Raw genomic sequence first — 23439 nt, 5'->3', positions numbered from 1 at the left:
TAAATCGATTTGCTGATAAATGGAGCTCTATATACTAATCAGGGAAGATCAGAAAATTTATGATAATCTTGAGGAACTGATATAAATCACAGCAGGTTATCACAGCAGGTTGTGCGCCCTTGCTGACTAATAAGCATTGTCTAACCAGGCTTGCTGATCAGCACTATCTTTAAGGACTACGAGATAGTTATGATGGTGTCGGTCAATCACTAACACTTTGTTCCCCCGTTTAGGAGTAACTGTTGCCCAATTTGGTAAGGTGGCATTAACTGTAACTAAATTACGAGCTGGATCTAGGACATCGACTTGACCGATTTTGCCTTGGTTTTCCTTGGGAAGGGTGGCAGAGGAAACTGTACCGTGACAGCCAACTAAGCGATCGCTACTGGTATCTTCTCCAAAGGAGGCGAAAACTTTTCCTATCGGTCGAGAGATGAATCCTCCGGTAACTAGGGTCAGAAACAATGACATTACTGATACCACCCCAGCTAAAAACCCAGTGGGAATACTGCCAGTAACACCACCAATCATGACATTGAACATCCAGCCGAAAAGTCCCAAAAGGCTACAGTCTGTTGCCAGGAGCAAAATTAGGGGGGCTTTGCCGATACCTAGCCATCCTAGAATCTCAATACCACCTTCACCATCGGCATCAGTATCTGTATCAGTACCGAAATCTGCATCTACATCCAGATCCACATCCAGATCTACATCTGCATCTATATCAATGTCATCGTCTCCGCCACCGGAAACAATGACTAACACAAACAATAGAACTCCCATACCCAAAAAGATCCAGTAGGGGAGGTTGGCTAGGTCAAATAGCATGGGTTTATGCGATCGCGTTTTTTGAATGAATTGTTGCTCTATATATCCAGCCTAACGACTTGTTTCTTGCAAATCGGGAAAATGTATAGTATTTTTAATGTTTTTGAAAGATTAACCTTAAGCAGATATTCCGCACTTTAAAGTGTCACATTAAGAATTAACTGAAAAAGGAATAGAAGGCTATTGCCGATCCGAGAATGTATCGACTGGAGACCGGCACTGTGGTGTCGAAACCCCACTATCAGAAAGGGGGCAAGCCCAAAGCTCGAACCCAACCGAAGCACATCACCTATCACGTTCAAGCCAATTTGAGTCTCAACCCAGAGGTTATTGCTATTCCAATCGTGTCATGGGACGGTATTCCATGGGGCAACTCTAAAAACCTTTTCAACCACAATTGCAACGCTAATCTGTAGGTCTTTATCCCCAAACATCCATCGGCACCACATAATACTGCTAACAGGGACACAGTGACCATATCGACTAAGTTATGCTGTCGTGTTCTTTCCACTCGGGGGTCTTCTAGGAGTTTAAAATTCTTCAGCAGACTACGCTTGCTGCAGCGGAAGCCTCTTGTTACTCTCTGGGGCTCAACGCCTTTTTAACAAAGTTTTTTGCAATCTTTTGCTCGGTCACATTTTAGATTTCTTTACATTAACAGCTAAGCCTGATTCTCAGGTGAGCACAACTTCTCTGTCCTCTCAGACGTATCAAATTTTACAAATTTTAAGTAACATTTTATACACTAAAGAGGGCGATTACCCTCCCCCACACTCCCCTTTTTTTTACAAATATGAAATGCACCCAATTAGTGATATCCTTTATCAATCAATTTCAGTATAGATATGAAACAAAAACTGACCTGGTGGCAAATAGCTAAACAAGGGCTGACTTATCTTTTCATGTTCGCTCTGAGTAGTTTTCCCTCAGAGGTAGTCGCTGAGACCTTTCGTCTCAGGGAAGCAACAATCGCAGAGATTAACGAAGCTTTTGATAAGAATGCACTCACTTCCGAACAATTAGTGCAACTTTATCTCAATCGTATTGAAGCCTATGACGATCAAGGTCCGAAAATTAATGGGCTAATTTCTATCAATAACAATGCCCTTAAAGAAGCAAGGGCGTTAGACCAAGAACGCCAGCAGAAAGGACCGCGAAGTCCTTTACATGGCATCCCCATCATTCTGAAAGATAACTATGACACTACCGATTTACCCACAACAGGAGGATCGGTGCTGCTGGAAGGTTCCTTACCCCCCGATGATGCTTTTACTGTTAAGAAGTTGCGAGAGGCAGGAGCGATTATTCTTGGTAAAGCAAATATGAGTGAATTTGCTGAATCCTATGGTAGGCTAGGTTACAGTTCCCTTGGGGGACTGACACGCAATCCCTACAAATTAACTCGTGATCCTTCGGGTTCGAGTGGAGGCAGTGGGGCTGTAATTGCGGCAAATTTTGCTGTTTTAGCCACCGGAAGCGATACTTCAGGCTCAATTCGTGGCCCTGCAGCAGTAGCAGGTCTTGTCGGTATCAAACCTACTCAGGGACTGGTTAGTCGAGATGGTATCATCCCCCTAACCCTCTCCTTTGATAGTGCGGGCCCTATAGCTCGAACCGTGACAGATGCAGCGATCGCTTTGGGTGTAATGGCAGGGGTTGATCCCAATGATTACCGTACCCTGGACAGTGAAGGGAAAACATATAAGGACTACACCCAGTTTCTCAATAAACAAGCCCTAAAAGGGGCAAGAATTGGGGTGGCGATTGATTTTCGGGGTGGGAACCCTGAGGTAGATGCTGCAACTGATGCAGCAGTTGCTAAGCTGAGGGAATTAGGTGCAACAGTTGAGTCGGTGGATTTCTCTCCCAAATTGGAAAACCTCTGGCCTTTCATGGCACCGGTAACAGAGGCTGAGTTTGAACCCCAGATCGATAGTTACCTCAAAAACCTCCAGCTTCCATTCCCTGACACCCTGAGGGAAATGTATTCGATGAGCTTATCTAACCCATTAGTCAATTCTGAACAGGCTCTCAATCCCGGTCGCGTCGGAGGGTTTGAAGAATCTCTAAAGCATCCAGAACTGGCTGATACCGAATATCTTTATATTCTCCATTTCGAGTTTCCTAGGGTTCGGCAGGAAATTTTATCGATTATGAGTGCCCAAAATCTCGACGCGATTATTTGGCCCACCATGACTTGTCCTGCCGGTCCGCTCTATAATGTCGAGGATCCAACCTATCAATGTGCCTCAAGTGACCCCTACATACCAGGGTACTTAGCCAATGTTTCTGGTTTTCCCGGCATTTCTGTGGCAATGGGCTTTACTGAGCAGGGATTACCCCTAGGACTAACTTTCTTTGGTAAGCCTTACAGTGAGCCTACCTTACTGGGATTCGCTTATGCTTACGAACAGGCAACCCAGTTTCGGCGACCTCCAACAACCACTCCCGCTTTGCCCGGTGAAAATTTTGAATATTAGTGGGTAACTGAGATTTTTTGGGATCTAGACCAAATCATAACTAACTGAGTCTCAAGGTACTACTAGTGCTGCTAAGTGAGGGAATCGGAACTATTTTAGATTACCTGATTCAGCAATCTAGTAACAACCAATAAATCAATAGAAATCATCCACACACCCCTACGAGTTATTGTAGGGGTTTTTATAATCTCCTCTCCAACCTGCGGAATGTGGGTTTAAGCATTCAGCCACAAGAGTTAAGATTTCCTGGGGATTTTAGGAATTACTAGGAAAACTCCGACAATCAACACTTTAATTAGTAGTGGGGCAAAAACAAAGCTTAGGAACAGGCAAATTATCACTATTAATAATGATGCCACTTTCAAGATTTCTTCTGTAGTTTTCACAGAAAGGTAAGTCGCTACTGCAGCAATCACCAAACTGATTAGTAAGGGCATATACTCTCGATTGAGTCACTAAATACTATTCAGGGTTAACCCCTAACTTTTATGACTGAGGTTGGCTTTTTGTAACAAAACTTAACTTAAGTGAGTTTACAGGAGTTTTGATGTTGCTTACACTACAGATGATAGGACACAATATTATCAGTACTTGCTGAAGACTTAAAAACGTAAGCTATCAGCGTGTCGCGTATCAGCTATCAGCTATCAACTCTCAGCTTTTGAATAAAATAAGTAAGCATTGGTTTAATCTCTGTTAAGTCAGCACCTCAAGTAGCGTGGCCTTTGGCCTTGGCTAACGGCTGACGGCTGACGGCTGACGGCTGAATCCTTACTTAAAAACAGTCTGGGTTTCTCTAGCAAGTCATGAGCCCACAAAACTAAGCCAAAAAAACTAAAAATTAGCAATAAACCATCCTAAGCACGGGAAAACTAAAGGGTAGAACTACTAGATACCTGTAAGTAAGCGATGAACTTTAGCTTTAACTTTTTTGATCTGTTCTGGATTTTCCTGATCATCTCCTCGTTGCAGCCGTTGTGGCAACGTCGCCAGATGCAATATAGACGTTTTCGAGCTTTGCAAGAATTCGAGCATAAGCGAAAAAGTCGGTTAATTTTACTGATTCACCGACAAGAGTCTATTAGCTTGTTTGGCATCCCTGTATCCCGCTACATATCCATTGAAGATTCTGAACAAGTGCTCAGGGCAATCCGTCTAACTCCACCAGATGTTCCTATTGATCTTATTTTACATACTCCTGGGGGATTGGTGCTGGCTACAGAACAAATTGCTAGAGCTTTAATTCGTCATCCTTCAAAAGTTACTGTCTTTGTACCTCACTATGCCATGAGTGGTGGTACAATGTTAGCCTTAGCCTCAGATGAAATCGTGATGGATGCTAATGCTGTCCTTGGACCAGTTGACCCTCAATTAGGGAATACAGCTGCTGCTAGCATTCTCAGAGTTGTGGAGCAAAAGCCCCTTGAGGCTATTGATGACGAAACCTTGATGATGGCCGATTTGGCAGGTAAAGCCATCAAGCAGGTGCAACGTTTCGTGCGAACACTGCTGCTAGACGATATCCCTAAGCAGAAGATTGACCCAGAACACATCGATAGAATTATTGACTTTCTTACCACTGGTCAAATCACCCATGACTGTCCGATTACTGTCGAAGAAGCGTCTGAACTGGGTCTACCTATTACGGTTGGTCTACCTAAAGCTATTTATAAACTAATGGATTTGTACCCCCAACCTCAAGGTGGACGTCCATCGGTACAGTATATTCCTCTGCCCTATAAACCTACTCCTACTTTACCGGATACAAAAAGCAGTACTCTTAGTGGGGCTAAAAACCTTAGGGAAGCCCTACCATACGATTAAACCATCTGAAGAAGGAGAATTTAGGATAAATCTAGTAGGGCATACATCAACTATTTCCAGCATATCCCAATTTGGGGTTTTTGTGTCTTTTTCAGAGGGCAATTAGTAATTAGGTAAGCTATCAGCTATCAGCTATCAGCTATCAGCTATCAGCTATCAGCTATCAGCTATCAGCTATCAGCCATTAGCCGTAGGCCAAGCTACGGGAACGAGACAGCTTGTGAATAAAATAAGCTGACGGCTGAACGCGCACGGGTGAGCTAAAAGCTCACCGCTGACTGCTCAATACTTACTTAATTGATAATTGGTAATTTGATCTAGCAAAACTTTCCCACTACTAACCGAATTATAGGATAATACAATTGAGGTATGCGTTTGTCTCTGAGCCTTGATTCAATCTGAAACCTTAGAACTACTGGAATGGTCCCGCCTGTGCCAACACCTGGCTACCTTTGCGGCTACTAAGCTGGGAGCCTTTGCGGCTCGTTATCTCCACCCCCCAGCAACTCAACGGGAAAGCCTAGACCTGCTAGCCCAAACCAAAGAAGCTTACCAACTGGAAACTAGTTTAGACACAGGACTAACCTTTGACGGCATTCAAGATATTGGTGAATCTCTTGATAGAGCAGAGCTCCAAGGCATTTTGTCTGGTGAGGAACTATTAGCGATCGCAACAACCTTAGCTGGTGTGAGGCGTCTACGGCGGTTTATTGAAGACCAAGAGGATGTCCCAATTCTGAAGGAACTGGTGGCTGACAGCCGCACTTACCCAGAACTTGAACAAGAAATTCACCGTTGTATCGATGACCGGGGGGATGTAGCTGACCGGGCAACCCCCAAACTGGCAGGCATTCGGACTCAGATTAAATCATTGCGAGACCGAATTTATGAAATCCTCCAGGGGATTGTCCAGCGTAAAGGGGGGGCATTACAGCAACAGTTAATTACTCAACGGGCTGATCGGTTTGTACTCCCGGTTAAAGCTCCCCAGAAAGATTCTATTCCTGGTATTGTTCACGATACCTCTAGCACCGGTGCTACCCTATACGTGGAACCGAAGTCCATTGTTGGGTTAGGCAATCAACTGCGGACCCAGCGGCGGCAAGAACAAGTGGAAGCGGAAGCAGTACGTCGTGCCTTGAGCCAACAAGTAGCAGCAGTTAAGCCAGACTTGGAACGGTTGCTGGTTGTAGCAACTACCCTGGATTTAGCTACCGCTAAGGCTAGGTATAGTCTGTGGTTAGAAGCCAATCCCCCTAGATTCATTGACCGCAATCAGAATGAAAGCATTACTCTACGGCAACTGCGCCATCCTCTGCTAGTTTGGCAGCAAAAACATGAACAAGGCACATCAGTGGTTCCGATTGATGTCCAGATTCAGTCCTACATTCGGGTAGTTGCTATTACCGGTCCCAATACTGGCGGTAAAACCGTTACGTTGAAAACTTTTGGTTTAGCGGCACTGATGGCAAAAGCCGGTTTATTTGTGCCAGCAAGGGAACCAGTAGAACTGCCTTGGTTTGAGCAAATTCTGGCAGATATTGGGGATGAGCAGTCTATAGAACAGAGTTTATCCACTTTCTCGGGTCACATTCGCCGGATTAGTCGGATTATTGAGGCGATAACTACCCCAAAAGAAGAGTTACAGCTTGACAGGTTGAAAGTTGGAGGTTCTCAAGAGTTTCAGGTTGGTAGGTTGAAAGTCCTTCGCGAACAACCAGATAACCTTGGCCAAAAGGCCACGCTACGCGAACAACCAGATAACCTTGGCCAAAAGGCCACGCTACGCGAACAACCAGACAACATTCAACCTGCCAACCTTGAAGAACCTTGGCCAAAAGGCCACGCTACGCGAACAACTCCTCGTGCGTCACTCGTACTATTAGATGAAGTAGGAGCAGGGACTGACCCCGCAGAAGGCAGTGCTTTAGCGATCGCATTACTGAAATACCTAGCAAACACCACACAATTAACCATTGCGACTACGCATTATGGGGAACTCAAAGCACTAAAATATCAAGACGAGCGGTTTGAGAATGCCTCGGTGGAGTTTGATGACCAAACCCTGTCACCCACTTACCGTCTATTGTGGGGTATTCCCGGTCGCTCCAATGCCTTGAGCATTGCTAGACGCTTAGGGTTAAACCCATCGGTGGTGGATCAGGCTCAAACCCTTTTGGGGGGAGCTTCGGAAGATGTGAATGAGGTAATTGCAGGTTTAGAAGCTCAACGGCGCACTCAGGAAACTAAAGCCCAACAGGCAAATCAGTTACTGCAACAAGCTGAATCTCTCCATCAGGAACTCTCTGAACGGGCAAAACTTTTGCAGGAGCGGGAACGGGAATTGAAGCTTTCCCAGGAACGGTCTGTGCAAGATGCGATCGCACAAGCTAAGAAAGAAATTGCCCAAGTGATTCGGCAGTTGCAGCAAGGCTCCCAAACCGCTCAAAATGCCCAAAAAGCCACAAACGCTCTTAAGGAGATTGCCCAGCGTCAAATCCCAGCCGCACCGCCTCCTAAGCCAAAACCAGGATTCCGTCCCAAAGTGGGCGATCGCATTCGCATCCCCCGATTGAATCAGACAGCCGAGATAATCAGCGCCGCCGATAATGGGGAGCTAACGGTACGCTTTGGCTTAATGAAAATGACCGTTGCCCTGGCAGATGTGGAATCGTTGGATGGACAAAAACCCGAAAATGTGGTAAAAACTACATCAAAACCAGCTCCAGCCCCAACCCCAGTCTCGCCGCCAGCAACGGCTGTGCGCACCTCGAAAAATACCATTGATATTCGAGGAAGTCGGGTAGCTAATGCAGAGATTGACATCGACCAAGCAATATCTAAGGCGATAGAGTTTGGAGTACTCTGGATTATTCATGGCAAAGGAACTGGTCGATTAAGACAAGGTGTCCACGCTTTCTTGGAACAGCACCCTCTCGTGGAGCGTTTTAAGCTAGCCGAACAATCTGAGGGTGGGACTGGTGTTACCGTTGCTTACCTTAAATAGGTTAGCAGGTTAGCAGGTTAGCAGGTTAGCAGGTTAGCAGGTTAGTAGGTTAGCAGGTTAGCAGGTTAGCAGGTTGCAGGTTAACCGGTTAACCGGTTAGCAGGTTAGCAGGTTAGCAGGTTACAATGCATTTTTGAACCTTAAACATTCAACCTTAAACATTCAACCTTAAACATTCAACCTTAAACATTCAACCTTAAACATTCAACCTTAAACATTCAACCTTAAACATTCAACATTCAACATTCAACATTCAACATTCAACCAGATAACCTTACTAACCTTCAACCTTCAACCAGATAACCTTTAACCAAAGCTTTACCAGCAGGAAACATACCTTAATCTTTCGTAGTCCTGTTTCCAAACCTGTAACAGCGACGGGTAAACCGGATTTGCTTTAGTAAAATAAAATTATGGTTTCCACTGTCAAGATGCCAAAATCACCTCCTGCTTGGGAGGATTTGCCTCTGAGTCAAGCCGCAGACTCAATCGATCTCGATAATATCAAAACCCAGCTAGATTTAGTCTTGCTTAGTCTAGAAGCTCTAGCAGGTATTGGCTCAGAGGAGATGCTGCAAGCTGCTGCTGAATTAAATTTAGAGTCAATGATCACAGACCGAGTAGCATTGTGGCGTCTGCGTCAGTCTAATCCCCTGCGCAAAAGTTCAGGAGGACGGAAAAAGCTGGATGTGGAGGAAGCGCGATCGCTAGTTTTAATCATCTGTCACTTGGCTAAAGACCATCAAGAACTAATCCGTCGTGCGGTGGCTTTACTCGAACAAATGACACAACAAAACAGTGAACCTCATCGTGCTGCTTTATTGGGAGATTATTTAGACAACTTTAATAACACTTACCGAGAACGGATGACCCAAGAAGAAAAGGTATCAACTGATAGTCTAAAGCAACTGGCTCTTAAACTATTAATCAAATTACTCTTCTATAGTGGAGCAAAAGGTCATCAGCGTTTATGGTTAGCCTTATTAGGTAAAGTATCTTAAGGATTGCATCCAGGAAAATATCTAGCATTTATCAATTGGGTGAGGTACAAAATCCTGGTTTTTAGGAAGTAGGGAGTAGGGAATAGGGAATAGGGAGTAGGGAGTAGAGAGTAGGTAACTCATAAATGGTCAAAAATTATGTGTACCTCATAGCTATGATAAACGCTATAGCATTTTTGATAAAAAATTGATTAAAGAACGGAATAGGAACAGTAAACAGAGAACATTAGGAAAGAGAGCAGAGGATTTTTTGGTGTTATGATAAATCAGTATTGGGTTTTATGATTTCTTGGGAAATGCTATAGAAATCAACGATTAACGATTAACGATTAACGATTAACAATTAACAATTAACAAATGACTAATAAATAATCACCAATGACTAACATAGTCCTACGACGTTACACTCCTCCTACCTGTACCCTATCAATTTGGGCAAACCGCTCACCCTTATCCCGCTGGGTGGGACAATCTGTGGTGAAGAAGTTGCGGTTTGAGTTGCGTTTTGATGACCCCCGCAAGCCAGAAGAACAACAGGTAACGTTACGAGGCAACGCAGAGGATTTAGATGTGTTGTATGAAGCGGTAGATGGCTATGTTCAGCACTTCCTTGAGCCGTCCCCAAACCAACTGGTTGCCTCTGGAAACTCTAAGGCCGTAGGCCACGCTACGCGATCGGCTGAGGTTACTCCCTTGACTGTCCTAACTCTTCCAACCCCTCAGGCAGAAAATGCCACAGCAGTTCCAACTCAGCCAATCCATCTGCAATCGAAAGGGTTACTGAGCCATAGCCTGTTTCTGGGTAAGCTGGCTAATGAAGAATCTGGGTCAGTGGTTGATTTAAGTGCTACACAGCTGTTTGATTTAGCTACCGCTTTGGATGAATATGCGGCTGAAGTAGTATCCCTACCAAAACTCAATCAGCCCAGTTGGAAACCAGAATCATCCGCTTGGATGCGTACAGCAGCATCGATGGTGTTGGCAGTGGGTGTAACAGCGGCAGTGATTAAGTTGCTTGAGAAACCTCAGCCTGTTGAACAAGGGAAAACACTAACCACAGAAGTCCCAACAACAGCATTAGAGTCCAGCAAGATTGGGAAAAAGCGAGCCATCTCCCAGGTACCCCCAGCACCGAGCACTCCCATCCCAACTCCATCGGTACCACCCCGTCTGTCCCCAGGAACCAAGTTACCCCCACCGCCTCCCCTTAAGCCACCCTCTCCACCAGTACGCACTCCGCCACCGCCTCCCGTTAAGCCACCCTCTCCACCACCAGTACGCACTGCGCCAGCAATAGCTTCACGCCCGAATTCACGTCCGATGCTCAAGATTGTTCCTGCTCCAGCTAGGACACCAGACTCTCCCAAACTGAGTGCTGCTAGTTCTGTAGCTAGTTCTGCTGTTAGTCCTGTAGCTACTTCTGTTACTAGTCCTGTAGCTAGTTCTGCTGTTAGTCCTGCTGCTGCTCCTGGGGCTAGTAACGGTGAGGCACCTGTTTCTGAGGCTAGTAAAACTAATGTACCTACTGCTAAGGCAAATACCCAACCCAAACCAACTCCACCCAGTCCCATCGCTGTAGTACAAACTGTGTCAGAATTGCCAGTGATTAAACCAGCGCCCTCTCCTACTGACGTGGCAACTCAGGATTCCTCTAGAGAAAGTCTATCGATCCCCACAGAAACAGTGGTAATCCCTGACGTTGAGTCTTCGATTTCTTCTACTTCTACTGCTTCGATTTCTTCTACTTCTACTTCTTCTACTACTAATGTGGCGGTTCAAGCCATCCCTGCTCCTCAACAGAATGTGTCCAGTCTCCAGAGAGGTTCTTCTACCTCTAGAATTATTGATCAAGCTGTGCCTGGACTGAATGTCCCGAGTAGCTCTGTTATCGATCAAGCTGTGCCTGGACTGAATGTCCCGAGTAGCCCTGTTTCTGATTCTTTAAACCCATCCGAGCCTACCGTTGCCAATCAGATATCTCAACATACCCTGTTTGATAAGATTTCTCAGGTAGCAGAAGCCAGACGATATTTCCAGGAGCGCTGGCAACCTCCTGAAGGGCTACAGAAAACCTTGAACTATAGTTTGTGGTTAAATAATAATGGTACAATCCGACGTATAATTCCCCTTGGGCAAGCAGCCAAAACCTATATAGACAATGCCCCCATACCTCTGATCGGTGAATCCTTTGTTTCCCCTTTAGAAGGGGAAGGTATACCAAAAATTCGGGTGCTGCTACACCCAGATGGTAAGGTACAAACTTTGTTGGAAGGGATGAATTGACGTAATTAGTAATACGGGCTCTTGCTTAACACCTATTAGGTTAAATTCCTTCCTACCTAGGATGTCCAAAACTATTGTTAGGCAATTTTGGACAATCTTTTTGTGTGTGCTCCCTTGGAAAATGTGGGGTCTCACCCTATTAACCTTCCTATTATTTAGCATGGGGAAGTTTAAAATCTAGGTATAACTATCTTGGGATTTGTTTTAAGTAGCATTTTGGCATAGTAGGTCTGGAAAAGCAAGTTAACTAAACTCTATATCTAGAGTCTTTGGGTAAGCCTTGAGTTGGTCTTGTGCCGCTGACATTGGCTGTTAGGCTCCTGTACCGTTCACAATTCGTTTTTATCTGGGTTCAAACTGAAAGGAATCTTGAAAGTGATGAAGAAGCATAAAATCCAATTTCCACCTACAAATGTTCGAGAGCTTGGCCAAGATCAAGTCTATTTTTACCTTGTTAATGGAGAATCCAGGGAGAAGATCCGTCTACATGACTATGAGCGGATATTCGAAGTTCCTGAATTATACGAGCAGGTTGTATATGAGCGTCTGAAGTGCCAGTCTCCGTCAATTGTAGTGGATATCCTGGAGTCTGCTGTCTCTCAAGGGGACCAGAGCCTCAACGAGCTTCGGGTACTTGATCTTGGGGCAGGAAACGGGATAGTTGGTGAAAAGCTGAAACAACACGGAGTCTCACGGCTAATCGGAGTTGATATTATTCCCGAAGCCCAGGCTGCCACTGAGCGAGATCGTCCCGGAATCTACGATGAATTCTATGTGATGGATTTCTGCAATCTCAGTGATAAAGATCGTGATGAACTCAATTCTTGGTCACCTAACTGCCTGGTTTCAGTAGCAGCACTTGGGTTCGGTGACATACCAGCAAAGGCTTTCTTGGAAGCCTTTAATGTAATTAGCGAAAATGCCTGGGTTTCCTTTAATATCAAAGAAACCTTCCTTGATTCAAGTGATAATTCTGGATTTTCACAGCTGATTCGGAAACTGATCTTCTCAGAATTTTTGGATCTTTATCATCTGAAAAGGTATCGCCATCGGTTCTCCCTCGAAGGCGAAAAGCTCTATTACTTTGCGCTAGGGGGCAAAAAAAATTATGATGTTCCGCTCTCCTTAATAGACTCACTTGAATAGACTTACTTGGGTTGTCATCCTGACAGGGCAAACCTATATAAAATTGGGCTAACCGGGAAGCTAATATGCAGACAACTCGGTTATTGCCCACTAAGTCTGATTGGGGGATTACAACCAAATTGACACTCCCCGGTCTAAAGACGCGGGGATTCTTCGTTCAACGATTCGGCTTGCTGAACCTGGTCGGAACCAAGAACAGTAGAGGCCAAATCTCCCGAAGCGTTTACTGGGTCTAAAACCCAGGTTCCGGTGTGCCCCACCGTACCCAAGGCTCTCTTTAGGATATTGATTGCAGCATTGTGGTCTCTATCAAGTTCACACCCACATTCACAGACATGAGTTCTGGTTGATAATGATTTTTTAACTACTTCGCCGCACTCAGAGCAATTTTGACTGGTATAGGCAGGATTCACCGCAACAGTGACCCGCCCAAATTTTTTGCCAAAGTGCTCTAACCACTTCCTAAATTGATACCAACCTGCATCATTAATAGACTTAGCAAGACAGTGATTTTTAACTAAATTCTTTACTCTTAAATCTTCGTAGGCGACCAAATCGTTAGATCGGATTACGCAGCGCGCCAGTCTCTTGACGTGCTCTTCACGTTGTCTACTTATTTTAAGATGATGTCTACCCAGTCTATCAATAGCCTTCTTACGGTTGGCAGAGCCTTTCTTTTTGCGAGAAACCCTACGTTGATGAAATTTTAACCGTTTCTCTCCTTTTCTGTAGAACCTAGGATTAGGTTCAGAGTTTCCATTAGAATCAGTGTAAAACTCTTTCAGTCCTACATCTAACCCGATAGTTAACTTAGATGGCTCTAACTGTTCATTCACCTCAATAGAGACGCAGAACTGGACATAGTAACCATCTGCTCTTTTTACTATACGGACTCGCTTAATCTGTTTCTTGTCAAAACGCCACAAGTCCCAGGTACCCTTGAGCTTCAGTCTCCCTATTCCTTTCTTGTCACTAAAGGTGATTGACTTTTTATCAGGGGACAATTTCCATCCTGATTGCTTATACTCAACCGATCTACAATGCTTTTGGAACTTAGGAAAACCTTTCTTCCCGGGCACCTTCTTCTTGCAATTATCAAAGAATCGAACAACCGATGACCATGCTCTTTCAGAGGCAGCCTGACGAGCTGTTGAGTTTAGTTCATTAGCGAAAGGGAACTGATGAGCTAGTACTTTACTGTATTTACTCATATCAAAATTGTTTATCCCTTTATTGTCCATCCATAGACGGATACAGCTATTACGAATGAATTTTACCGTCCGAATAGCTTCATCGATCGCAGAATATTGACTCGTCTTTCCGTAGGCTTTAAATTCTAGAATGATCACCGGTTATCGACCTCACCGCTCTATACTTTATTCTACAACATCTAGAATAAAATCCCGGATTATTCTGAAAATATTTTTCACGGCGGCTAAAGACCGCTGCGACCCTTCATCCCCGCTCTAAAGAGGCGGGGCTTTCGGGTATCGGGGATTCCTGTAATCCTCCACAATCTTTACTATACGCTCCGCCGCACGACCATCCCCAAAGGGATTAATGGCATTTGCCATCCCCTGATAAGCTACTGAATCACTCAATAACAAACTTGCCGCCCCCACCATCTGCTCTGGGTCAGTCCCTACCAACTTCCCAGTCCCAGCTGCGATCGCTTCCGGTCGTTCCGTGGTCTTACGCAATACCAGCACTGGCTTACCCAAACTCGGTGCTTCCTCCTGCAATCCGCCAGAATCAGTCATGACTAAATAACACCGTTGCATCGCTGCTACCAATTCCACATAATCCAGTGGTTCTGTTAAAAATACCCGCTCATGGTCACCTAACATTGCCCTTAGGGGTTCCCTGACCGTAGGATTGCGATGGAGAGGTAACAATAACGCTGTATCTGGGAACTTATCTAAAATATGGAGGAACCCCTGGGCTATATCCTCCAGTGGTTTCCCCCAGTTTTCCCGACGGTGTACTGTTGCTAAAATCGTCCGGTATCCTTCCCAATCTAAACCCGGAACCTCACACACTGGTTCCCGCTCAGCCACCATCAACAGGGCATCAATCACCGTATTCCCAGTTTTATGAATTGCGCCAGTGACCCCAGACCCCTGCAAATGCTCTACTGCCAGGGGAGTGGGGGCAAAATGTAATTGAGTAATCTGAGAAATCAGCCGTCGATTGGCTTCCTCTGGATAGGGATTAAACAAATCATTGGTGCGCAATCCGGCTTCGACATGACCCACCGGGATACGTTGGTAAAACGCTGCCAAGGCCGCAGCAAAGGCCGTAGTGGTATCCCCCTGCACAACTACTAACTGGGGCTGCAATTCCTGAAATAATTCCTCTAACCCCCGTAAACTAAGACAAGTAATATCGGTCAGAGTTTGCTTGGGCTGCATAATTTCTAGATCCCGATCCGCCCTCAGGTCAAACATCCCCATCACCTGGTCTACCATTTCCCGATGCTGACCCGTTAACACCACCTGAGTCTTAAATTTACCAGAGCGTTGGAACTGAAGAATCACTGGAGCTAACTTAATTGCCTCCGGACGAGTTCCTAATGTGATACAGATTTGAATTGGAGACTTGGTTGAACCCTGGTTTAGGGTCTTGGGTGTAGGGTCTGGGGGAATTTCCAGGGGTTTCATAATTACAGCATTTCTCAATTGGCTGAAGTACTTTCGTTCTGGGTTGCGCGGGAATAGGGAATAGGGAATAGGGAGTAGGGCTAAGAGTCAGCGGGCGTGGGAAAACCGGGCCCGGGGAGGGAGGGTTGGGCTGCGAAAAATGTTCAACCGTTGCTACCCCTCAACACTCAACACTTAGCAATAACCCAAGCGAGTCAATAATAGAACAATTTCATCAATAGCATTACGGAGTTTAGCAGCAGATTGGTCAGATTGATTTACCAGAATACTCAATACCAAGGTTTGATAGTCAGGAATATCAAGATAGCCTGATAAGGCTGAGACACCACTTAATGTACCAGTCTTAGCCTGGAGCTTACCAACAGCTGCGGTATCACGAAAGCGATCGCGTAAAGTTCCACTAACCTCAGCCGTAGCCAAGGATTCTCGATAAACCTGAGCTAATGGGGTTTGTGCCATCAGTCTCAGAGTTTGTGCGATCGCAAACGGACTAGCTAAATTATGGCGAGATAGCCCAGACCCATCAGCCATACTATAGCTTTTTGGGTCAACCCCTAACTCCGTTAAGCTCTGTTGAACCGCTACCAGACCAAACTTAGGGCTAGACTCACTCCTTTCCTCTGTCTCCAGCTGGTGCAATAATGCCTCAGCATACAAATTATTACTCTGCTGATTGATTTCCTTTAACAATAGCGCTAACGGAAGAGATTCTACTGCTGCCAACTCTGTGGTTGTTTGTGTATTGGTTATTTCTGTATTATTAACATTAGAAGGCAATCTATTATTAACCTCTCTTCCCATCCCCTGATCTGATGATCTGACCATCTCAGCTGAACTGTCTTTTACCAGTGCCTTAATCACCGCAATTCCCTCAGCTTCCAGGATACGGCGGAAGGACTCCAGGAAATAATCGGCTGGGTCACGAACTGCTAACCCCCAGAAGTCTGGTGCAGCATCTGCTGCCAGTTGACCGTTAATCACTAACACCGGCTCACCTAAAACTCCCATTATTTCCACTGAGTATGGTATTCCCGCCTTACCCGTAACAGCACGATTATCCACACGCCACTGTCTAGCCGCTACCCCATCACTCCAACTAACGCGCAATGGTTTACCAGGCTGTTGGGGCAATAGGGTTAGTCCAACAGTATTTTGATTGAGAATAAGTCGATTAACCGAAGCGCCATAGTATAGATAACTATCGCTCCACTCCCAGGTTGGATTGATAATACCATAGGGAGTATAGCCATCTTCTACAATTAACTGTTGCACCAACCTTACCCCTTGACCCTTTAGTTGTTGTGCCACATCTGTTAACTGGGTATTGCTTAAGCTTGGGTCTGCTTGTCCCACAATTCGTAAGGACGTCAAATAGGGGCTAGTGCCAGTACCATAAACCGGTGTGCGAATCCGGTATTGCTCACCTAGTTGACGTAACGCTGCTGCTGTGGTAAAGAGTTTGATATTGGATGCTGGGATAAAGAAACGTTCTGATTCAAGACTGTAGAGGGGAGCTGAGTCGGCTAAGGGTTGAATCAAAATGCCCCAACGCGATCGCATAAATTCCGGACGACTGATTATGGCATCAATGGCTGTAGTTAAGTTAGCAGGACAAATCTTGTCTCCAAAGGATTTCGGTTCCTCAACTACTTCAACTGCTGCCGGTGTCGCCATCACCCCTTGCTTGATGACTAACTGTACAGCTAACCACAACAGCAGCAAAGTTATTGGTTTTCCCCATCGATGTAAGGGATTTGGCATAACTCACAACTCATAACTCACAACTGACCCACTGACGCCTCAGCACTCAAATCATTTGTCTAATCCGCTAATGACTAAACTATTAAAAATTACTCCTCAACGCTGGCTGATTATCCTATCCCTATTGATTATTACACCATTAGGGATTTTTTCCAAATACTACTCTGGTCTTGGAGAAAAATGGGTTCATGACTACTCTGGTGATATTTTTTATGAGATTTTTTGGTGTTTATTGATATTTTTTATTATCCCCAATCCCCAAGCAATAACCCGAATTACCTTAGGAGTTTTTAGCGTTACCTGTGCCATAGAATTATTACAACTTTGGCAAACCCCTATATTAGCACCGATTCGTGCTTCCTTAATCGGTAAATTTCTCTTAGGAACTACCTTTGTATGGTGGGATTTCCTCTATTATGCCATTGGCAGCGTCTTAGGTTGGCTATGGTTACGGCAAATTTCGCAGTTCGGTAAACTGATTAGATAGGGTGCATCTCATATTTGTAAAAAAGAATGGGAAGTCTAGGAAGTGTGGGAAGTATGGGAAGTTTCTTAGACTTTTTGCCTAATTGTAAAAGCGATACATCGCTACTCCCGACTCCCTACTCCCGACTCCCTACTCCCGACTCCCGACTCCCGACTCCCGACTCCCGACTCCCGACTCCCGACTCCCTACTCCCTATTCCCTTTGTTATACCGGACTTAATATTACTCAAAACTAACGGATATTTCTACCTTGTCTTTTGGATCTAATCCAATATATTGAGCACGAATAGTAGTACCAGATTTAACAGGAACTAGGGGAGTCATGGAGCCTAAAGACAGTAAATCGCCTTTCTTCAAAACTTTACCTGATGCCTTCAAAGAATCTTTTAACCAAAGTACTACCTGTAACGGATTCCCTAATAAAGCACTACTTTTACCAACAGCTAACTGATTGCCAGCCTTATCTACCATTACAATCTTGATATTTTTTAATCGTTCTTCCCAATCAGGGGTAGCAGATAAAGGAATCGGTGTTCCTAAAACTCCCAAGCGAGCACCGACATTAATGGCTGCCAAAGCAGTGCCATTAAGACTCACTTTTGGGTCATAAACTAAATCTGGTAGTTCCATGAAGGGAATGACGGCATCAAGAGCAGCTAAAGCTTCCTTAGGGGTAGTAGCACTATTAATTTCATCGCTACCAACTCTAACCATTAAGTCTCCTTCATATACAGGTCGAGCACCAAAGTTGGCAGGGACAACCGCTCCACTTTTGAGCAACATTTTTTCGAGAAGTACACCTCGTAAGGGTTCAGAGACTTTGAAGCGCTCTTGAGCAGCAGGATTAGTCAGTCCGGCTTTGTAACCTACAACGTTTCCTAAACTAGAGCTCAACTGTTGTACAAATTGGTCTTGCAAAGCCTGAGCTTGTTCAAAGGTTAGCTTAGTCGCAACTGCTCTAGCTGGGGTTTTGTTGAGATAGCTAGTTGTCAATTCCTCCACCAGACGACTATCAGGGGTTTGATCTAAAACTTTAGTAGGAGAGCTACTAGTTGAGTTGGAGTTGTTCTTAGCCCCAGTGAGGTTGCAGCTTGGCAGATATAGAACCGAAGCCAATAGTAAAATTGCTAGGGAAATAGATTTGATATCTTGCATGGTGTTGCTAGAGCTGTTTTCATGATTCAAAGCATTTGGCATAACTCAAGAGCCGAAAATTGCTTTAGTTCCATTTTGTGGTGTTACTTCTGGCGTTGCTGATTATGGGTATGGTTTTGCCCCCCTAACCCCCCAGCGAGCAATCCCTCGCTGGGGGGAACAAAACTCTCAAAGTCCCCCGAGCGAGCAATCCCTCGCTCGGGGGATTTAGGGGGCTGTAATAAAACCAGATGATCGCGCATTCATTCCTTAATTCAGCAACGCCTTACTTCTGAGTTACAGAAGGGGAAGTATACAGATAGAGAATTCACGACCAAGAGGAGTCATTGAGAAACAAAACCCTATCTTAGCAATCTCTCAGTCTTCCAACAAAAGCATTCAAGGGGGATATTCTAACATCCATTCTCGGAAGATTCGCTTTGAGGTGATCGATACTGGGATAGGAATCAGTCCTCAACAGTTAGATAAAATATTCCAACCCTTTGAACAAGTAGGGGATACCCAGCTTCGGATAGCTGGAGCGGGTTTAGGCTTAGCTATCAGTCAGCAAATCGTTAAATTGATGGGAAGTAAAATAAACGTTAAAAGTCAATTATGCCAAGGTTCAACATTTTGGTTTGATGTCACCTTACCTGTGATATATATTGTTGCTAAAGCAGAAATTACTGGCATTATTGGAGAAGTATTTACAATTAGAGTGGGTTGATCAAGAGGTGCCGTAAGCAGTCAGCAGTCAGCAGTCAGCTTAAAATAAACCTATGCAGGCCTATGGCCACGCTACGGGAACGGCTCAATTTAAGATTGAGATATTAATGATAATTTAAAGTCTGGGGATTTGCCCATCAAAGCTGATAGCTGATAGCTGACATTGTTTAGTTAGAAAAAAAATTACTTTCTTAACAGGAATAATGTAGTCAATATCAGCACTAAAATTGCTTCAGTTCCCAAAATACCGTAGATGGTTTGTCTTTGCTCAGGGGTGGAGGCAAAATAATCGATAAATACTGTGTAAATAATAAACTGAGAGAGAATTCCAAGTAAACATAATCCAATGCCCCACAATTTTCGTGCTCCTAGTCCAATCACGGCTGCTGTATCGAGGATGCCATAGAAAACATCGCCAATTCTCCAGATTAAAGGTGTTTCTAACCACGGCATTTCCCCAAAACCTGCTATATTACCAAAGTGGACAATCGCGCCATAGGCAAAGACAAAGGCGAGGATTCTTAAATAAATGCTCATCCAAGGGCGTTCTGTAGCTTGGATAAAATAGTCAACCATAGGTAATACGTCCGTGAAAAAAAACGACTTCTGTCCACCTTTTAGAAGAATAGTAGATGGTTTGTCTGTAGTGCAAGCTACCAATCAAGTTTTCTTAGGGCAATATTTGCAGTTAGAGTGGGTGTATCAGCCAATACCTCAACTAGATGATAAATTTGTTCCCTTTGCTCAGACTATATCGAATTATGCTAATGAATTTAAATTACCAAAAATTAGACTATTGATAGAAAAGTATCTTGAAAATAATTAGTATAGCGCAGGGAATCGGGAAGCGGGAGTCGGGAATCGGGAAGCGGGAATCGGGAATAGGGAATCGGGAATGGGGAATCGGGAATCGGGAATCGGGAATCGGGAAAGAGAGGGAAGTGTGGGAAGTGTGGGGAGATGGGGAGATGGGGAGATGGGGAGATGGGGAGATGGGGAGATGGGGAGATGGGGAGATGGGGAGATTTTTATTAAGGGTAATTATCCGGACATGATATAAACGCTATATTCAGCCTGTTAATTATTAATTAATGAAGGAAATAGGTATTGATGAATTAAAACTAGAATTTATTAACCGGAAAAGATATATAGTGTTTCTCATAGTTATGAGGGACATTAAATGTTCTTACACCGACTCCCGACTCCCGACTCCCGACTCCCTAAAACCGAAAACTTTGTATCTCACATAATTGAAAAGTACTATACTATGATTCGTCTTTATTTCTTAATTAAATCTAGCCTGATTATAGGCATAGGATTATCAGTCATAGCATCAGCAATAGCATCGACTGCCCCAGGGATTACTCTTGCTCAGGAACCTGTAGATGGAACAGGACAAAGAATGAATTCACAGGTAAAGATTGTTAAGGTGGGAGTGATGGCAATTCGGGGTGTTGACCATACTAAGGCAAAATGGCAACCGACCCTAGACTATCTCAGTGACACGATTTCCGGCTATGTTTTCCAACTTGTACCACTAGAGTTTGATACCCTCGAAGAAATAATAGCTAACCAGGAGGTGGACTTTGTGTTGCCTAACCCTGGAATGTATGTAGAGTTGGAATGGATTTATGGGGCAAGACGAATTGCCACCCTAAAAAATCTACGCCTAGGCAAGTCTTACACCCAATTTGGAGCGGTTATCCTGCGTCATGCTGACCGCAATGATATCCAGGATTTAAAGGATTTACGGGGTAAAACCTTTATAGCCGTCAGTGAAATTGCCTTTGGGGGCTGGCAAATGGCATGGGAAACTCTGTTAGAAGCTGGAGTTAACCCCTACCGTGACTTTCCAGGGCTCCACTTTGGTGGTAGCCATGACGCAGTGGTCTACGCTGTTCGTGATGGTATTGTCGATGCTGGCACTGTCCGCACTGATACCCTGGAACGTATGGCACAGGAGGGCAAAATTAATCTAGATGACTTTGTGATCCTGAATCAGCAAACTCAATATCAGGACACTTTCCCTTTTGCTCTGAGTACTAAACTTTATCCAGAATGGCCCTTTTCCACACTACCCCATACCCCAATGGAGTTAGCGGAAGAGGTTGCGATCGCATTAATTACCATGCCTTCTGAGCACCCAGCGGCCAAAGCTGGTCTTTATCACGGCTGGACCATCCCGGCCAACTACCAACCTTGTCACGAAACCTTACGCAATCTGCGGGTTCGTCCCTACGAAGATTGGGGAAAAGTGACTCTGGGTCAAGTTATCCATCACTACCGCTATTGGCTGTTATTTGCTGGTGTTTCCTGCTTTGGATTTAGCTATGGTCTAGTTTATCTAGCTGGGCGTAGGCGAATTGAAGCAGAACTGCGAAAAACCAATGCTTTACTGGAAATCCGGGTTGAGGAACGTACAGCTGAGTTCAAAGCAGCTAAAGAAGCGGCTGATCAGGCTAATAACGCCAAAAGTGAATTCCTGGCTAATATGAGTCATGAATTGCGTACTCCCCTCAATGGCATTTTGGGTTATGCCCAAATTCTGCAACGGGATCCACAGATAACTGCTAAACAAAAAGACCAGATCAATCTTATTTATCAGTGTGGCAACTATCTGCTCCATCTGATTAATGACATTTTAGACTTATCCAAAATCGAAGCTCGGAAAATGGAACTGTTTCCGACAGAAATTCATTTGCCGTCCTTTTTGAAAGAAGTTGTAGAAATGTGCCGCGTCAAAGCCCAGCAAAAGCAGATTGCTTTTATTTATCAACCCTCATCCCATCTGCCAGACGGTATCCTGGCTGATGGCAAACGATTGCGACAAGTTCTGCTTAATCTTTTGGGCAATGCCATTAAGTTTACTGACCATGGCGGAGTCACCTTTAAGGTAGAACTTATCAGTAACCACCAAGCACTTTCTACTCCCCAATCCCCCCTAGTCATAGTTCGATTTATCATTAAAGATACTGGGATTGGGATGACCCCAGAACAACTGGAAAAAATATTTTTGCCCTTTGAACAGGTGGGGGATGTTTATAATCGTGCTCAAGGTACTGGACTGGGATTAGCGATTAGCCAAACAATTATCAAGTTGATGGGAAGTTGTATCAATGTTGAGAGTACTTATGCCCAAGGTAGCATTTTCTCTATCGATTTAGAGTTACCCATTACCACAGCTGTGATTGAGACTAAGCAAGCCTCTACCAAAACCATTATAGGGTATCAGGGTAAACCACAAAAAATCCTAGTAGTAGATGACAAATGGGAGAATCGCTCTGTAATTGTGAATGTGTTACAACCTCTAGGATTTGAGCTGTTGGAGGCCAGTAATGGCGTTGAGGGTTTGGAAAAAGCCACAGAATGTAACCCTGATCTAATTATTACTGACTTGGTGATGCCGGTGATGGATGGCTTGGAAATGATGCGACGTCTGCGCTCATCAGATAAATTTAAAGATCTGTTGATTATTGCTTCATCTGCCAGTGTTTATGAGTTAGACAAGCAAGAGAGTTGGACTGCAGGCTGCGATGATTTTATTCCTAAACCAGTGGACGTAGCAGAATTACTGGAAAAATTAAAACAGCATTTGCAACTGGAATGGGTGTATGAAGACTTCATACCAAAACCAGAAACTATAATAGATGCTGGAGCTGAAGAAATCAACCTAGATGCCATTGTGCCTCCCCCATCCGATGTGCTGCTCCAACTTTATGAGTTTGCTAAGAAAGGTAATGTGTTTGAAATCAGAAAAGAAGCAAAAAAGCTGGAAGAATTAGATGCTAAATTTGTCCCATTTGCTAAGGTGATATTTCAATTTGCTAAGGAATTTAATGTGAAGGAACTTAGGAACTTTATCGAACATTATGTCGATTAAGTATCATTATAATTGGGGGAATAGGGAATAGGGAATAGGGAATAGGGAATAGGGACTTCGGAGCAGGAACCCACCCCTAACCCCTCCCAGGAGGGGAAGGCAAGAGGCAAGAGGGAAAAAATATTGTGTACCTCAGGTGCGACCCGTGGCGAATTTAATTCTTAATGGGTCAAGCGCACCTCATAGATATGAGAAACGCTATATTCCTGCTCTGGTGACAATA

General features: G+C 44.4%; 20 protein-coding genes. 12 read left to right on the top strand and 8 right to left on the bottom strand.

What is annotated here, in order from left to right:
• Positions 1–126: 126 nt before the first annotated feature.
• Positions 127–828: an OB-fold-containig protein gene (locus tag F6K53_RS23800; RefSeq protein ID WP_293082451.1), complete on the bottom strand. Its 702-nt coding sequence runs from the start codon at positions 826–828 to the stop codon at positions 127–129.
• A gap of 298 nt (positions 829–1126) precedes the next feature.
• The gene (locus tag F6K53_RS46005; RefSeq protein WP_365940120.1) at positions 1127–1339 is read right to left on the bottom strand and encodes a transposase family protein; all 213 of its coding nucleotides are present in this window, start codon (positions 1337–1339) and stop codon (positions 1127–1129) included.
• 334 nt (positions 1340–1673) lie between these two features.
• On the opposite strand from F6K53_RS46005, the gene F6K53_RS23790 reads away from it, so the two are divergent.
• Positions 1674–3308, top strand: a complete 1635-nt coding sequence (locus F6K53_RS23790) for an amidase family protein (RefSeq protein WP_293082449.1) — start codon at positions 1674–1676, stop codon at positions 3306–3308.
• Positions 3309–4009: 701 nt separating this feature from the next.
• Here the strand turns inward: F6K53_RS23790 and F6K53_RS23785 are convergent.
• On the bottom strand, positions 4010–4156 hold the full coding sequence (locus F6K53_RS23785; RefSeq protein ID WP_293082447.1) for a hypothetical protein: 147 nt from the start codon (positions 4154–4156) through the stop codon (positions 4010–4012).
• Positions 4157–4217: 61 nt separating this feature from the next.
• On the opposite strand from F6K53_RS23785, the gene F6K53_RS23780 reads away from it, so the two are divergent.
• The 5 genes from F6K53_RS23780 (at position 4218) to F6K53_RS23760 (ending at position 12569) form a co-directional block, all read left to right on the top strand.
• Entirely contained in the window at positions 4218–5132 is a 915-nt protein-coding gene (locus tag F6K53_RS23780; protein WP_293082445.1) for a hypothetical protein, read from the top strand.
• Between the two features lie 388 nt (positions 5133–5520).
• Complete coding sequence (locus F6K53_RS23775) at positions 5521–8139, top strand: endonuclease MutS2 (RefSeq protein WP_293082443.1); 2619 nt, start codon at positions 5521–5523, stop codon at positions 8137–8139.
• A 413-nt stretch (positions 8140–8552) separates the two neighbouring features.
• On the top strand, positions 8553–9140 hold the full coding sequence (locus F6K53_RS23770) for a DUF3038 domain-containing protein (RefSeq protein WP_293082441.1): 588 nt from the start codon (positions 8553–8555) through the stop codon (positions 9138–9140).
• Between the two features lie 378 nt (positions 9141–9518).
• On the top strand, positions 9519–11423 hold the full coding sequence (locus F6K53_RS23765) for a DUF4335 domain-containing protein (protein ID WP_293082439.1): 1905 nt from the start codon (positions 9519–9521) through the stop codon (positions 11421–11423).
• A gap of 378 nt (positions 11424–11801) precedes the next feature.
• Positions 11802–12569: a class I SAM-dependent methyltransferase gene (locus tag F6K53_RS23760; RefSeq protein WP_293065089.1), complete on the top strand. Its 768-nt coding sequence runs from the start codon at positions 11802–11804 to the stop codon at positions 12567–12569.
• Between the two features lie 134 nt (positions 12570–12703).
• Here F6K53_RS23760 and F6K53_RS23755 read toward each other — a convergent pair whose 3' ends face one another.
• The 3 genes from F6K53_RS23755 to dacB all read right to left on the bottom strand — a co-directional run bounded on the left by F6K53_RS23755 (position 12704) and on the right by dacB (position 16990).
• Positions 12704–13918 carry a transposase gene (locus tag F6K53_RS23755; protein WP_293082437.1) on the bottom strand — a complete coding sequence of 405 codons (1215 nt, stop codon included), beginning with the start codon at positions 13916–13918 and terminating at the stop codon, positions 12704–12706.
• A gap of 117 nt (positions 13919–14035) precedes the next feature.
• Positions 14036–15229, bottom strand: coding sequence for a UDP-N-acetylglucosamine 2-epimerase (non-hydrolyzing) (wecB, locus tag F6K53_RS23750; protein ID WP_293082435.1), 1194 nt, complete (start codon positions 15227–15229; stop codon positions 14036–14038).
• A 174-nt stretch (positions 15230–15403) separates the two neighbouring features.
• Positions 15404–16990 (bottom strand): D-alanyl-D-alanine carboxypeptidase/D-alanyl-D-alanine-endopeptidase, encoded by a 1587-nt coding sequence (dacB, locus tag F6K53_RS23745; protein ID WP_293082433.1) that lies wholly within the window; start codon positions 16988–16990, stop codon positions 15404–15406.
• Between the two features lie 70 nt (positions 16991–17060).
• Between dacB and F6K53_RS23740 the strand changes: the two genes are divergently transcribed.
• Positions 17061–17477 (top strand): DUF2809 domain-containing protein, encoded by a 417-nt coding sequence (locus F6K53_RS23740; protein WP_075896345.1) that lies wholly within the window; start codon positions 17061–17063, stop codon positions 17475–17477.
• A gap of 26 nt (positions 17478–17503) precedes the next feature.
• Positions 17504–17743, top strand: coding sequence for a hypothetical protein (locus F6K53_RS23735; protein ID WP_293082431.1), 240 nt, complete (start codon positions 17504–17506; stop codon positions 17741–17743).
• Here F6K53_RS23735 and F6K53_RS23730 read toward each other — a convergent pair.
• Positions 17699–18673 (bottom strand): hydratase, encoded by a 975-nt coding sequence (locus tag F6K53_RS23730; protein ID WP_293082429.1) that lies wholly within the window; start codon positions 18671–18673, stop codon positions 17699–17701. The genes F6K53_RS23735 and F6K53_RS23730 overlap by 45 nt on opposite strands.
• Before the next feature lie 229 nt (positions 18674–18902).
• On the opposite strand from F6K53_RS23730, the gene F6K53_RS23725 reads away from it, so the two are divergent.
• The gene (locus F6K53_RS23725; protein ID WP_366511363.1) at positions 18903–19337 is read left to right on the top strand and encodes an ATP-binding protein; all 435 of its coding nucleotides are present in this window, start codon (positions 18903–18905) and stop codon (positions 19335–19337) included.
• 182 nt (positions 19338–19519) lie between these two features.
• Here F6K53_RS23725 and F6K53_RS23720 read toward each other — a convergent pair whose 3' ends face one another.
• Positions 19520–19912 carry a hypothetical protein gene (locus F6K53_RS23720; RefSeq protein ID WP_293082427.1) on the bottom strand — a complete coding sequence of 131 codons (393 nt, stop codon included), beginning with the start codon at positions 19910–19912 and terminating at the stop codon, positions 19520–19522.
• 13 nt (positions 19913–19925) lie between these two features.
• Between F6K53_RS23720 and F6K53_RS23715 the strand changes: the two genes are divergently transcribed.
• The 3 genes from F6K53_RS23715 (at position 19926) to F6K53_RS23705 (ending at position 23216) form a co-directional block, all read left to right on the top strand.
• Positions 19926–20162, top strand: a complete 237-nt coding sequence (locus tag F6K53_RS23715; protein ID WP_293024782.1) for a hypothetical protein — start codon at positions 19926–19928, stop codon at positions 20160–20162.
• A complete protein-coding gene (locus tag F6K53_RS23710) occupies positions 20149–20391 on the top strand; it encodes a hypothetical protein (RefSeq protein ID WP_293082425.1) in 243 nt (80 codons plus the stop codon). The genes F6K53_RS23715 and F6K53_RS23710 overlap by 14 nt, the downstream gene beginning before the upstream one ends.
• A gap of 125 nt (positions 20392–20516) precedes the next feature.
• Positions 20517–23216 carry a PhnD/SsuA/transferrin family substrate-binding protein gene (locus F6K53_RS23705; RefSeq protein WP_293082423.1) on the top strand — a complete coding sequence of 900 codons (2700 nt, stop codon included), beginning with the start codon at positions 20517–20519 and terminating at the stop codon, positions 23214–23216.
• Positions 23217–23439 lie beyond the last annotated feature (223 nt).

This window comes from Moorena sp. SIO4A1 (assembly GCF_010672065.1).
Classification (GTDB): domain Bacteria; phylum Cyanobacteriota; class Cyanobacteriia; order Cyanobacteriales; family Coleofasciculaceae; genus Moorena.
Note: the sequence above shows the minus strand (reverse complement) of the source record. Positions and strands in the feature narration are given on the sequence as shown.